Here is a 14,819-nt window from a genome sequence, read left to right as displayed (position 1 = left end):
TGCTGATAAACTTTTACTCCAGTGGATACTCGCTTACAGTAGGTACTTCCGAGCTTTAGGATTTATCTGGATTGCTGAGCTGATAAAGGTCTTATCCTGTTTAAGCTCTTCACCAGCAAAATTGGCAGCGCGAGGATTATCTTTAATTAAGCCCAGAACTCGACTTTAGAGTCTGTATAAAACGATAATTCGGTCAGCTTTTTATAGTGAAGCAAGCCGAAATCAGTGAACTGTTTTTCCAAGTTCGTTATTACTTCCGTTTTTTGCCTAAAAGCCTTTAGTTATGCTGCTTCTGAATTATCCGGTATTAACTGGTCGATCAGATCGCGAAAATTGAACTCATATTTTTGCTTATATCTGTTCCAGCCCTTGCGAATAGAGAACCTCGGAATAATTCCTGAAAGAGCAATTTTCATCATGCCTGCAGTGGTTGTATCCGGGCTTCTCCAGGGTATCCGAGAAATATTCAGACATGCCTGATTTTTACAAACGGTTAATAACTGCAATAATGCATAGCCTGCCATTTTCAAATGCATCCATCGAAGCAGTGTTCGCAATTTCTGCTGCCATAAATGGCAACAGCCAAAAGCATGTTTGAGTTGGTGAAACATTGGCTCTACCGGCCATCTCCGGGAATAGGCACGAAGCACCTCCAGTCCCTCAAGTTCCGGATTGGTCGAGATGAATATTCTGCTTTCGGTCAGACCTTTGTCATTTTCAAAGCGACTCCAGACGACGCGTACTTCACGACCTTTAAGGAATCTGGCGCGACAGATCAGGGTACGATAACGTATTTTGCGAAATTTGCCGTACATCCATACTGTTGCTTTTTCTTCCGGCAGTTTCTTAACCTGTTCTGTCGTCATCTTGATGCCGTACTTTTTTGGGCGCCCTCGCTTCTTTACGGTGGGTGCTGGCGGCAAAGCATAGAGGGCCCGATTTGAAGGTATCTGACCAACAACTTCTATGTTCATTTCCAGAGCTGGCTTTATCAGTGTCCAGTTCATATACCAGCAATCGGTTAGCAGGCGTAGCACTCGATCCTTCACTTCATTGCGTACCACCCTGAGCATGGCCACGGCAATTTTCAGTTTGCTGGTGTTACCTGAAGCTGGTGTCGGAAATGAGATCACCGGTATGGCGGTAAATACTTCATCTGCAGCCCGCTCAAATATGATGGCCAGGGAAACCCAACACTGCCCCCAGATGTACGTCGGCCGATTGCGTTTCTTGCTGTGTTGATGATGTGTACGACAAGCAGGGGCTTTGTCGGAAAACCGTTCGATTACCCAGTCATCAAGCCCCAGGACCACAGGTTGATTCTCAGGAGCTTTGGAGCAGACCAGACGGATCAAGTGGCGTGCCAAGTTCTTCCATTGCCACTTGCCCTGAGATAGCCAGTGGTGGTAGCTGCTCCACACACAATGAAAATCAATTGTTAACAACGCCTGTGTAACAAAGCCGTCGGCTGAAAGCATGCAACCGAACAGCAGTTCGCAGAACGTTGGTACTGCAGTTGATGATAGCGCTCCAGCAAGAAAGGTTGTATATGAAGCGAGCTCCCTGAGGATTACTTGATGATCTGAAGTGAGCATGGCAACCATCTCGAATTTCGTCATTGGGGATGGTTGCTTTTAGCAGATTATGCGCCGGAACTATTGTGCTCTTAAAACTCTAAAGTCGAGGCCCAGAAGATATTGACCATCATTCAATAACTTTTCACTGGCAAATTTTAAGTTATTAAGATCATTAACCGTTACCATTTTAATAATATTTTTATTGCTTCGGATTCTTTCGCTTGCATACATCAGAGCGAATGGTTGCTGTGCAAGAGCTGCCATTACCACCTCATTATCATCCTGAAGCTCCGGGCTGGCATATTTCAACTGGGAGCCATTTTGAGTGACGGCGGCCATGACGACATCTTTATCATTCTTTAGTTCTTCACCAACATATTGCAGATCTTTTGGACGTACTTTAATAATTGGTAATACAATATCTTTATCATTTCTCACCGACTGGCTGGTATCACGTAGCCCGAGTTTCAGATTCAGCAGTACACTCTTGATTTTCTCCTTATTATCCGGAAGCGGCTGACAGGGTGGAACATAAAAATCCAGGCGGTAACTTAAGGATGGTTTGATAACAAAGTATCGATCTTTCAAGTCATCATACACATGCTCAACCAATGGAGTAGCGTTTGTTGGATTAAACAATAAAAGATGATGTAAAAGTTGTCGGCGGATGTCCTCATCGAGCTCATCACTCATTAACATTTCCCGAAGGTTGTCCCCCGGTGCTTTCAGGCACACTGCTAACAGTTGAGTATGAATAATAAACTGTTCGTGGTTACTTAATAACTGATCGTAACTGAGATTACTGTTCAAACTGTAATTACGAATTGTTAATTCGAAAAGGCAATTTCGAAAGGCGAATCTATTGGCTTCTGCCTTAATATTGCTATTAAGGCGTTGTGCAAGCAAGTTAAAGTTCCACTGATCTCCTTCAAAAGTGGCTACATCTTCCAATTGTAGATCCACATCTTTAAGATAGTTTAACACGGATATCAGTTTTTCAAAGGCATCTTGCATGGCCTGCCTTGATGACATGTGTGGGCATTCGACGATGACTTCTCCCGCTACGGCATTGCAATACAGCTTCATGCTATCTGCATTTTTATCCAGTTCTATCGCTTTCAGTAACTGCACCAGAAACCACATACGCTTTAACTTTTCGGGTTTATCACTGCCATCAGGTTCCATAAAATAGTCAGAAAATTTCAGCCGTAAGGTTCGTCCTTTCCCTCCCTCGGCGTGTTCAAGTAGCTCGATAATGCTCGTATGATTTCCTAACTCCAGGTTAACAATCAAAGCATCCACCATACTGACGACAGTCACTGGACGCCGGAATTTTTCGATGGATGCTTTGCTAAACGGACTCAATAACAGCGCCTCTTCACCGGGAGGCGTGAAATCAAGATAGGTGATGTTTTCTTTTGCCGATACCGTGCCCTGACCAGAAGCCAGAGTGACTGGTCCGAGCGCCTTTATGAAGCGCTTATGCAGGGCAAAAATCAGGTCATGGACACTATGGACCTGCTCTGCCCTCCGGGGATTGAGTTCCTGAAGACAGGATTGTAACTGATGACAGTCTGCCACCCACTGGCGAAACGTTTCCGGGGATACCGGCCGTTCTTCATCGGCCCGCAGGGGCAGGGTGATACGCTCTAACCCTGATCCGATGGTCTGTTTCAGCGTCTCAAACCGGGTCATCAGTTGCGGTAATTCATCTCGCAATGGCTGGAGCTGGGGTGAATGGCGGTTACCAGCGAGCTGCAGGAATGCCCGGTAACCATCCAACAGGGCTTCAGCCCCCTGAATCAGTTGTTTTGTACGGGTCTGAGTTGCAGCCAGCAGCTCTGACCGTTGTGCCGACATGCTCAGTTTTATCGGGTCTGCCAGACAATCCAGCCCGCCGCCGGGAGCGAAAAATGCCAGCAAGCGAGCATTTTGGTCGGTAAGCCATTGAAAAGCGATAAACACCTGAAGGAATGTGCCTTCAGGGGGGAACAAATCATCACGTGACGCTAAAGCTTCCGCTAACGGCACATCAGAAAATGCCGGGGATGAGCTTCTGTGACTGGCCAGTTTTCCGGTCAGGTCACCGGCAACCACAAAGGCACCAGGCGAACCGTTAAAACGGGCGCAGGCCAGCGTCGCCTGTTGACCATCCTGAGCAGCCACGGCCGGGTACTGGTCACCGGCCAGCAGACAGGGTTTTTCTGCCTGTCTCAGGGTGATCGCCACATGGTCATTGGTTCCACCTGCAGCAAAAACAAAACCCGCTGCCCGCTCCAGGCACTCAGGCTCAAGCATCCACTCTTCACCATGTCGGGCCACGACAATGGCTCCCTCCGGCAGGGTGTCTGCTGCCCGGTTTTTGGCCACCCAGAGTGGTCCGGTGCAGTAGCCTTCGCTGGCGCCCTCGCCACTGGCCAGGGTTTCTTCGGGTTCGGGTATTGAGAGGGCAAAATCCATTCCGCCGGAGAGTCGGGTAACAGGGCGCACCTGCAACAAAAACAGGCGTCCCCCATGATCGATGGCAAACTCCACATCCACCGGACAAAGCAGTAGATCTTCCAGCTTTGTCACCGCTTCCCTGAGTTCCGACACCAGGCCATCGCTGAGCTGCTGGCTACTTCCGTCTGATTGGGTATCAGCATCCTGAATCTCTGTTTCCGAATAGCCGTTGTTATCAGTGTTCTTTTGTAGAACGAAGTGACTTGAGATCGTCCCGGGAAAGTACTGCGCGTTGTCAACCCCTGCTTTACGGCCAATGTCGATACGGTGGGGAATGGTACCGGACTGTCCGGCCACTGCGCCTCTGGGCTGACCGGGTGTGTACTCAACCCGGACGGTATTATCCTGCAGTGATTGATAGCTCATGACCACCCCGCCATAGTGGCAGTCAATGCAGTGCTGGATGATCAGTGCCATGGGTTGTGGTCCACCCTCCGGGCAGACTTCAGGCCGGTAACCGGAGGCCATCACCTTCAGGCAGGTCCGCAACACATCATCTTCGCCCTGAACTTCAGAGCGGTATTTGCCTGCCTGGGCATCGCCGTAGTTATCTTCGTTGATGCCAGAGCTGCGAACAATCACTGGCTGTGATGGGGACAGTTCGTTCAGCTGACGGCGCAGATCCCTGATGTGTCGGGCCGCTTCAGAATCTTTAACTTGTTGGTAAAAGTCATCGCTGGCGATAAATGTCGACAGGCCCGCCAGCCAGTTATCCCTTTTGGCCTGGTCTGAGGGTGGCAAGGCATTGAGGCGGTCCCTGATGTTTGCCAGACTGGTTTGTCCCGCTTCATCGAGCATCCCGGGAAGGATCCCGGAGAGATAGGGTGCTAAACGACCCATATCCAGAGGGTGTTGTTCCAGCGCATTCATCACCTGAGCGGTAACACATTTGAACGGCGGGATCGGCAGGCCTGCTTCCTCCATGCTACGTAAGAACATCCCCTTGCCACCCAGCTGTTCCCGATTGGGGAGCGCGTAGTCATCAGCCCGGTCTAGCGGGGCTGAAACAGGTAGGCAGAAGCGCTTGGTTAATGACGTTATGTCGCTCCTACGGGTATCAGTTTGACTGACATAACGTTTGAATGGACTCGTGGTCTCGGTATTCTGTTTTGAATGAGTTGATGGGGTTTGATGAGTCGAACTATGAGCTTTATCAGGTGACATTATGATATCCCTCTAACGCAAATATTCATCCATGACTGGAGGTTAAAGTCTGAGTTTTTATCGAACTTTCAGTAAGCTGTAAATTGATTGTATAAACAGTTAACCATCTGTTTTTACATAGATCACTGACTGATTAGTCAGTAAATATGACACCTTGTTTCCATAATAGAGTGTCGTACCTTTATACAGGAAAGCCGTTATATCCTGACTGTATTTCTACACAGGATTTCAGGGTTAATGAGTGATTAATCCATCAGCATATAAAAAATACAATCGTCTAAATATGAATAAAATACTCATGACCAAGTTATGATGGATTCCAAAGCCCAAAAAAAGTGAGCTCCAGCGATTTCAACGGTCACAACCAATAATGAGACCAGGTAGGTATTCACGAGCTTCAGGGTTTATCTGGATTGCTGATCTGATAAAGGTCTTATCCTGTCTAAGCTCTTCACCAGCAAAATTGGCAGCGCGAGGATTATCTTTAATTAAGCCCAGCAAATATTGACCATCATTCAATAACTTTTCACTGGCATATCTTAAGTTAGCAATATTATTAACAGTGGCCATTTTAATAATGTTTTTATTGCTTCGGATTCTTTCACTTGCACACCCCAGAGCCATTGGTTCCTGTGCGAGAGCTGCCATTACCACCTCATCATCATCCTGAAGTTCCGGGCTGGCATATTCCAGTTGAAAGCCTTTTTGGGTGACTGCAGCCATCACGATAGCTTTATCACTCTTCGGTTCTTCACTGACATATTTCAGGTCATTTGGATGTAATGTAATTGCTGGCAATACAACGTCTTTATCATTTCGAACCGCTTGGCTGGCATATTTCAGCCCATGCTTCTGCAGGACATTCTTGATCTGTTCTTTATTTGCCGGGAGTGTCTGATTCGGCTGAATATAAAACTCCGGGTTGTAACTGTAGGATGGCTTGATAACAAAGTATTGATTTCGCCACTGACTGTACACCTGCTCAATCATGGTGGAAGCGATTCCGGGACTGAAAAAGAAAAGATGATGTAAGAGTTCCTTGCGGGCGTTCTTACTGATCTCATCACTCACTAATATTTTCTGAAGAGTGTGCTCCGATTTTGCTAACTGTCGAGTATGATCGATAAACTGTTGGTGGTGGTTGCTTAATAACAGGTAGTAACGGTAAGTTGAGGCGAAATAGACATAAGCGATTGAGAAAAGGCAGTGGCGAAAGGCAAATCTAACGGCTTCTGCCGAAAAATCGCTATTAAGGCGTTGTGCAAGCAGGTCAAAGTTCCACTGGTTCCCTTCACAAAGTGGGGTGTTCTCCAAGCGAAGATCCAGTCCGGTCAAATCGTTTAACACGGGTATCAGTTTTTCAAAGGCATCCTGCATAGTTTGCCTTGTTGTCATATGGGAGCATTCGACGATCATTTCTCCCGCTACGGCGTTGCAACCGAGCTTCATACTATCAGCATTTTTATCCAGTTCAATCGCTTTCAGTAACTGTGCCAGAAACCACATGCGCTTTAATTTTCCGGGTCGATCACTGCCATCAGGTTTATGAAATTTGTCAGAAAATTTCATCCGCAAGGTGCGTCCTTTGCCTCCCTCGGCCTGTTCAAGTAGCTCGATAATGCTCGTATGATTTCCTAACTCCAGGTTAACAATCAAAGCATCCACCATACTGACGACAGTCACTGGACACTGTAATTTTTCGATGGCTGTTTTGCCGGACGGACTCAATAACAGCGCCTCTTCACCGGGAGGCGTGAAATCAAGATAGGTGATGTATTCTTTTGCCGATACCGTGCCCTGACCAGAAGCCAGAGTGACCGGTCCCAGCGCCTTTATGAAGCGCTGATGCAGGGCAAAAATCAGCTCATGGACACTCCTGACCTGCTCAGCCTCCTTGGGATCGAGAGCCTGAAGACAGGATTGTAACTGATGGCAGGCCACCAGCCACTGGCAAAACGTTCCCGGAGATATCGGCAGTTCTTCACCGCCCTGCAGGGGCTGGGTGATACGCTCTAGCCCTGATCTGATGGTTTGTTTCAGCGTCTCAAACCGGGTCATCAGTTGCGGTAATTCATCCCGTAATGGCTGGAGCCGGGATGAGTGGCGGTCACCAGCGAGCAGCAGGAATGCCCGGTAACTATCCAGCAGCACTTCAGCCCCTTGAATCAGTTGTTTTGTACGGGCCTGAGTCGCAGCCAGCATTTCTGAGCGTTGTGCCGACATGCTCAGTTTTATCGGGTTTGCCAAGCATTCCAACACGCCGCCGGGAGCGAAAAATGCCAGCAAGCGAGCATTTTGGTCGGTAAGCCAGTGGAAAGCGGTAGCCACCTGACTTAATGTGCCTTCAGGGGGGAACAAATCATCACGTGACGCCACAGCTTCCACTAACGGCATATCAGAAAAGGCAGCGGATGAGGTTCTGTGACTTGCCAGTTCTCCGGTCAGGTCACCGGCAACCACAAAGGCACCGGGCGAACCGTTAAAACGGGCGCAGGCCAGCGTCGCCTGTTGACCATCCTGGGCAGCCACGGCCGGATACTGGTCACCGGCCAGCAGACAGGGTTTTTCCGCCTGTCTCAGGGTGATCGCCACATGGTCATTGGTTCCGCCTGCGGCAAAAATAAAACCTGCTGCCCGCTCCAGGCACTCAGGCTCAAGCATCCACTCTTCACCGTGTCGGGCCACGACAATGGCTCCCTCCGGCAGGGTGTCTGCTGCCCGGTTTTTGGCTACCCAGAGTGGTCCGGTGCAGTAGCCTTCGCTGGCGCCCTCGCCACTGGCCAGGGTCTCTTCGGGTTTGGGTATGGAAAGGGCAAAATCCATGCCGCCGGAGAGTCGGGTAACAGGGCGAACCTGCAACAAAAACAGGCGGCCCTCATGATCGATGGCGAACTCCACATCCACCGGACAAAGCAATAGATCTTCCAGCTTTGTCACCGCTTCCCTGAGTTCTGACACCAGGCCATTGCTGAGCCGCTGGCTACCTCCGTCTGATTGGGTATCAGCGTCCTGAATCTCTGTTTCCGAATAGCCGTTATTATCGGTGTTCTTTTGCAGAACGAAGAGACTTGAGACCGTCCCGGGAAAGTACTGCGGGTTGTCAGCCCCTGCCTGGCGATCAATGTCGATGCGGTGAGGAATGGTACCGGACTGTCCGGCTACTGCACCTCTGGGCTGACCGGGTGTGTACTCAACCCGAACGGTATCATCCTGCAGTGACTGATAGCTCATGACCACCCCGCCATAGTGGCAGTCAATGCAGTGTTGGATAATCAGTGCCATGGGTTGTGGTTCACCCCCGGGGCAGACTTCAGGCCGGTAACCGGAGGCCATCACCTTCAGGCAGGTCCGCAACACATCATCTTCGCCCTGAACTTCAGATCGGTATTTGCCCGCCTGGGCATCGCCGTAGTTATCTTCATTGACGCCAGAACTGCGGACAATCACCGGCTGTGATGGGGACAGTTCGTCCAGCTGGCGGCGCAGATCCCTGATGTGTCGGGCCGCTTCAGAATCCTTAACTTGTTGGTAAAAGTCATCACTGGCGATAAATGTCGACAGTCCCGCCAGCCAGTTATCCCTTTTGGCCTGGGCTGAGGGTGGCAAGGCATTGAGGTGTGTCCTGATGTTTGCCAGACTGGTTTGTCCCGCTTCATCGACCATCCCGGGAGCAATCCCGGAGAGATAGGGAGCTACACGACCCATATCCAGAGGGTGTTGTTCCAGCGCATTCATCACCTGAGCGGTAACACATTTAAACGACGGGATCGGCAGGCCTGCTTCCTCCATGCGCCGCAAGAACATCCCCTTGCCACCCAGCTGTTCCCGATTGGGGAGCGCGTAGTCATCAGCCCGGTTTAGCGGGGCTGAAACAGGTAGGCAGAAGCGCTTGGTTAATGACGTTATGTCGCTCCTGCGGGCATCAGTTTGACTGGGATAACGTTTGGGCGGACTCGTGGTCTCGGTATTCTGTTTTGAATGAGTTGATGGGGTTTGATGAGTCGAACCATGAGCTTTATCAGGTGACATTATGATATCCCTCTAACGCAAATATTCATCCATGACTGGAGGTTAAAGTCTGAGTTTTTATCGAACTTTCAGTAAGCTGTAAATTGATTGTATAAACAGTTAATCATCTGTTTTTACATAGATCACTGACTGATTAGTCAGTAAATATGACACCTTGTTCCCATAATAGAGTGTCGTACTTTTATACAGCAAAGCCGTTGTATCCTGACTGTATTTCTACACAGGATTTCAGGGTTAATGAGTGATTAATCCATCAGCAAATAAAAAATGCAATCGTCTAAATATGAATAAAAAACTCATGAGTAAGTTATGATGGATTCCAAAGCCTAAAAAAAAATGAACTCCAGCGATTCCGACGGTCACAACCGATAATGAGACTAGGTAGGTATTCACGAGCTTCAGGGTTTATCTGGATTGCTAAGCTGATAAAGGTCTTGTCCTGTCTAAGCTCATTACCAGCACAACTGGCAGCGCGAGGATTATCTTTAATTAAGCCCAGCAAATATTGACCATCATTCAACAACTTTTTACTAGCATAACTTAAGTTAGCAATATCATTAACAGTGACCATTTTAATAATGTTTTTATTGCTTCGGATTCTTTCACTTGCACATCCCAGAGCCATTGGTTCCTGTATGAGAGCTGCCATTACCACCTCATCATCATCCTGCAGTTCCGGGCTGGCATATTCCAACTGAAGGCCTTTTTGAGTGACTGCAGCCATCACGATAGCTTTATCACTCTTCAGTTCTTCACTGACATATTTCAGGTCATTTGGATGTAATGTAATTGCTGGCAACACAACGTCTTTATCATTTCGAACCGCCTGGCTGGCATATTTCAGCCCATGCTTCTGCAGGACATTCTTGATCTGTTCTTTATTTGCCGGGAGTGTCTGATCCGGCTGAATATAAAACTCCGGGTTGTAACTGTAGGATGGCTTGATAACAAAGTATTGATTTCGCCACTGACTGTACACCTGCTCAATCATGGTGGAAGCGATTCCGGGGTTGAAAAAGAAAAGATGATGTAAGAGTTCCTTGCGGGCGTTCTCACTGATCTCATCACTCACTAATATTTTCTGAAGAGTGTGCTCCGATTTTGCTAACTGTCGAGTATGATCGATAAACTGCTGGTGGTGGTTGCTTAATAACCGGTAGTAACGGAAAGTTAAGGTGAAATGGAAGTAAGCAATTGAGAAAAGGCATTGTCGAAAGGCGAATCTAACGGCTTCTGCCGAAAAATCGCTATTAAGACGTTGTGCAAGCAGGTCAAAGTTCCACTGGTTCCCTTCACAAAGTTGGGTGGCTAAGTTACCGTTAATGGTTGGAAGCACCAATGTTCAGTAATTCTGCTGATCAACCGGCCAACAGTTAATTTTTTTGCTGCCGTCAGTTCTCGCCTCCAGGCCAGATAATGGGGAAGGTAACGAGTTGCAACCCCTTGGAATACGCCGCCAATCCAGCGTTTTAAATGACTGTGATAAGAATTTACAGTCTGGATGTGGTAGATGCCTTCAACAACATGTTGACCTGCTGATGTCACCAGCTCCTTGAAGACAAATCCAAGCTTGTCAGCAAGTTTTTCGTGAGCGAGGTGTGCATCCGCACAGACCGTGGCCTGTATCGATATGCGGCCATTTAAATGCCTGCACAATTCATTAGCACTTTCGTTTTCTAATACACCGTCAACGGTATTTCGATTACGGTCCCGAGCCACCATTACCGGGACTTTTCGGGCTTTGTTGGGATCATTACCCCGCTTTCGGGTTGGCCGTGGAAGGCCTTCTCTTTGCCCTTTGAAGGATTCACGGAAAAATGTTTCATCAAGCTCAGTAATGCCACAAAGCTCTTCTGCTTGATCATTATTAATCACTTCAAGAAAGCGGTGACGCCAGCGGAACGCAGTTTTCAAGTCAATGGCATTCTCAGCAGCAGCTGGTCGCAAGACCATAGAGTGAGTCATACCTGCGAGGTACTTGTTCCATTTTTCAGGGTGCCTGAGCCTTGCCAAAGGCGTTCCACTAAAGGCGTTAAACGTTGAGTCGCAAGTCTTGCAGTGGTAGCGCTGTCGGCCATTTCGTATGCCCCAGCGACCAACGCTATGGCTTTTGCATTTGGGGCACCTGGGGTTTTCGGCAAATTGGGCAAGTATGCTCTTTTCTACGTCAGGTGTTGCATTATCGTTATTGGGTATAGATTCACTGTAAACAGGTTCAGAGTCAGTGGTTTCTACTACCTCGGTAACCTCTATTTGAGTACTAAGGAGCGAGTTGTTAAGAATGTCTCGCTGTTCACTGGTTAATGTTGAAATGGAATCAATAAAATTCTGGAAGAGTTCAGATTGCATATCACTCCCCTACAACGTAGATTTTATGGGAGTTTAGCTGATTCAACCATTAACGGTAACTTAGCCAAGTTGGGTGTTCTCCAGGTGAAGATTCAGTCCGGGCAAATCGTTTAACACGGGTATCAGTTTTTCAAAGGCATCCTGCATAGCTTGCCTTGTTGTCATGTGGGAGCATTCGACGATCATTTCTCCCGCTACGGCGTTGCAACCGAGCTTCATGTTATCAGCATTTTTATCCAGTTCAATCGCTTTCAGTAACTGCGCCAGAAACCACATGCGCTTTAAATTTCCGGGTCGATCACTGCCATCAGGTTTATGAAATTTATCAGAAAATTTCATCCGCAAGGTGCGTCCTTTGCCTCCCTCGGCCTGTTCAAGTAGCTCGATAATGCTCGTATGATTTCCTAACTCCAGGTTAACAATCAAAGCATCCACCATACTGACGACAGTCACTGGACACCGTAATTTTTCGATGGCTACTTTGCCGGACGGACTCAATAACAGCGCCTCTTCACCGGGAGGTGTGAAATCAAGATAAGTGATGTAATCTTTTGCCGATACCGTGCCCTGACCAGAAGCCAGAGTGACCGGTCCGAGCGCCCTTATGAAGCGCTGATGCAGGGCAAAAATCAACTCATGGACACTCCTGACCTGCTCAGGCTCCGTGGGATCGAGAGCCTGAAGACAGGATTGTAACTGATGGCAGGCCGCCAGCCACTGGCAAAACGTTCCCGGGGATACCGGCAGTTTTTCACCGCCCTGCAGGGGCTGGGTGATACGCTCTAGCCCTGATCTGATGGTTTGTTTCAGCGTCTCAAACCGGGTCATCAGTTGCGGTAATTCATCCCGTAATGGCTGGAGCTGGGATGAGTGGCGGTCACCAGCGAGCAGCAGGAATGCCCGGTAACTATCCAGCAGCGCTTCAGCCCCCTGAATCAGTTGTTTTGTACGGGCCTGAGTCGCAGCCAGCAGCTCTGACCGTTGTGCCGACATGCTCAGTTTTATCGGGTTTGCCAAGCATTCCAGCCCGCCGCCGGGAGCGAAAAATGCCAGCAAGCGAGCATTTTGGTCGGTAAGCCAGTGGAAAGCGGTAGCCACCTGACTTAATGTGCCTTCAGGGGGGAACAAATCATCACGTGACGCCACAGTTTCCACTACCGGCATATCAGAAAAGGCAGCGGATGAGGTTCTGTGACTTGCCAGTTCTTCGGTCAGGTCACCGGCAACCACAAAGGCACCGGGTGAACCGTTAAAACGGACGCAGGCCAGCGTCGCTTGTTGACCATCCTGAGCAGCCACGGTCGGATACTGGTCACCGGCCAGCAGACAGGGTTTTTCTGCCTGTCTCAGGGTGATCGCCACATGGTCATTGGTTCCACCTGCAGCAAAAACAAAACCTGCTGCCCGCTCCAGGCACTCAGGCTCAAGCATCCACTCTTCACCATGTCGGGCCACGACAATGGCTCCCTCCGGAAGGGTGTCTGCTGCCCGGTTTTTGGCCACCCAGAGTGGTCCGGTGCAGTGTCCTTCGCTGGCGCCCTCGCCACTGGCCAGGGTCTCTTCGGGTTTGGGTATGGAGAGGGCAAAATCCATGCCGCCGGAGAGTCGGGTAACAGGGCGCACCTGCAACAAAAACAGGCGTCCCTCATGATCGATGGCGAACTCCACATCCACCGGACAAAGCAATAGATCTTCCAGCTTTGTCACCGCTTCCCTGAGTTCTGACACCAGGCCATTGCTGAGCCGCTGGCCACCTCCGTCTGATTGGGTAGCAGCGTCCTGAATCTCTGTTTCCGAATAGCCGTTATTATCGGTGTTCTTTTGCAGAACGAAGAGACTAGAGACCGTCCCGGGAAAGTACTGCAGGTTGTCAGCCCCTGCCTGGCGATCAATGTCGATGCGGTGAGGAATGGTACCGGACTGTCCGGCCACTGAACCTCTGGGCTGACCGGGTGTGTACTCAACCCGGACGGTATCATCCTGCAGTGATTGATAGCTCATGACCACCCCGCCATAGTGGCAGTCAATGCAGTGTTGGATGATCAGTGCCATGGGTTGTGGTCCACCCTCCGGGCAGACTTCAGGCCGGTAACCAGAGGCCATCACCTTCAGGCAGGTCCGCAACACATCATCTTCGCCCTGAACTTCAGAGCGGTATTTGCCAGCCTGGGCATCGCCGTAGTTATCTTCATTGACGCCAGAACTGCGCACAATCACCGGCTGTGATGGGGACAGTTCTTCCAGTTGACGGCGCAGATCCCTGATGTGTCGGGCCGCTTCAGAATCTTTAACCTGTTGGTAAAAGTCATCGCTGGCGATAAATGTCGACAAGCCTTTCAGCCACTTGTCTCTTATGGCATGGTCTAAAGGTTGCAATGCATTAAGGTTAAGGTGTTCCTTAATCCTAGTCAGGCTGGTTTTTGATCCCGGTTTATCGACAATCCCGTAGGCAATTCCGGAGAGATGGGGAGCTAAACGACCACTATCCAGGGGGTGTTGTTCCAGCGCATTCATCATTTGAGCGGTAATACATTTGAACGATGGGACCTGCAGGTCTGCTTCCTCCATGCGCCGCAAAAACATCCCTTTGCCACCCAGTTGTCCCCGGTTAGGGGGAGAATAGTCAGCAGACTGATTTAGCGGACCTGCAACGGATATATGGCAGAGGCGCTTGGCTAATGGTGTTACGTCGCATCCAATGGTATCAATATGACTGGAATACCGCTTGGATGGTCTGCTGGCTCGGGTATTCAAACATGGTTGAGTTGGGAGCGTTTGATAATCCGATCTATCAATTTGAGACGGTGACACAAGATATTCCTCTAATGCAGATGTTCGTCCATGATTTAATGGATGTGCCTGGATTTTTTCACGAACTTATAATAGATATTATTCAAGCGGTCTTGGACAAAATGTTTTAATGAAGTTCACCAGCCACTTTGAATAAGCAATCAAAATTGCAATCAATTACGAATTGCAGAATATTTTTATCGTTTCAGATTCACCCACTCGCATATTGCAAGGGCTAATGGATTCTGTGCGAGATCGGCTGTTACAATCTCATCATTACCCTGAATTGGATAGCCCACTGGCTAAAAAAATCACATTCATGCACGCATTTTGACAATGATGTTTTTATAAAGTTCACCAGTGGCTCTAAAGAATGGAGTTTATTAATCAGCTATTTTTGCGTGGTAA

8 protein-coding genes are annotated in these 14,819 nt (G+C 48.9%); 1 reads left to right on the top strand and 7 read right to left on the bottom strand.

What is annotated here, in order from left to right; genetic code table 11:
- Positions 1-33 precede the first annotated feature (33 nt).
- From MJO57_RS33150 to MJO57_RS05545, 7 genes are all read right to left on the bottom strand, one after another.
- Positions 34-147, bottom strand: a complete 114-nt coding sequence (locus MJO57_RS33150) for a DUF4116 domain-containing protein (RefSeq protein ID WP_371924864.1) — start codon at positions 145-147, stop codon at positions 34-36.
- 134 nt (positions 148-281) lie between these two features.
- Entirely contained in the window at positions 282-1,619 is a 1,338-nt protein-coding gene (locus tag MJO57_RS05570; RefSeq protein ID WP_252017304.1) for a transposase, read from the bottom strand.
- Between the two features lie 36 nt (positions 1,620-1,655).
- Positions 1,656-5,003 (bottom strand): DUF4116 domain-containing protein, encoded by a 3,348-nt coding sequence (locus MJO57_RS05565; protein ID WP_252026961.1) that lies wholly within the window; start codon positions 5,001-5,003, stop codon positions 1,656-1,658.
- 591 nt (positions 5,004-5,594) lie between these two features.
- Positions 5,595-9,272, bottom strand: coding sequence for a DUF4116 domain-containing protein (locus MJO57_RS05560; protein ID WP_256493238.1), 3,678 nt, complete (start codon positions 9,270-9,272; stop codon positions 5,595-5,597).
- A 307-nt stretch (positions 9,273-9,579) separates the two neighbouring features.
- Complete coding sequence (locus tag MJO57_RS05555; protein ID WP_252023610.1) at positions 9,580-10,608, bottom strand: DUF4116 domain-containing protein; 1,029 nt, start codon at positions 10,606-10,608, stop codon at positions 9,580-9,582.
- Complete coding sequence (locus tag MJO57_RS05550) at positions 10,581-11,621, bottom strand: IS1595 family transposase (RefSeq protein ID WP_252017335.1); 1,041 nt, start codon at positions 11,619-11,621, stop codon at positions 10,581-10,583. The genes MJO57_RS05555 and MJO57_RS05550 overlap by 28 nt, the downstream gene beginning before the upstream one ends.
- Before the next feature lie 60 nt (positions 11,622-11,681).
- A complete protein-coding gene (locus MJO57_RS05545) occupies positions 11,682-14,375 on the bottom strand; it encodes a PEP/pyruvate-binding domain-containing protein (RefSeq protein WP_256493323.1) in 2,694 nt (897 codons plus the stop codon).
- On the opposite strand from MJO57_RS05545, the gene MJO57_RS05540 reads away from it, so the two are divergent.
- Positions 14,300-14,542 carry a hypothetical protein gene (locus MJO57_RS05540; protein WP_252023608.1) on the top strand — a complete coding sequence of 81 codons (243 nt, stop codon included), beginning with the start codon at positions 14,300-14,302 and terminating at the stop codon, positions 14,540-14,542. The genes MJO57_RS05545 and MJO57_RS05540 overlap by 76 nt on opposite strands.
- Positions 14,543-14,819 lie beyond the last annotated feature (277 nt).

The organism is Endozoicomonas sp. SCSIO W0465 (assembly GCF_023716865.1).
In the GTDB taxonomy this organism is placed as follows: Bacteria; Pseudomonadota; Gammaproteobacteria; order Pseudomonadales; family Endozoicomonadaceae; genus Endozoicomonas.
This window is presented reverse-complemented; position numbering and strand designations above follow the sequence as displayed.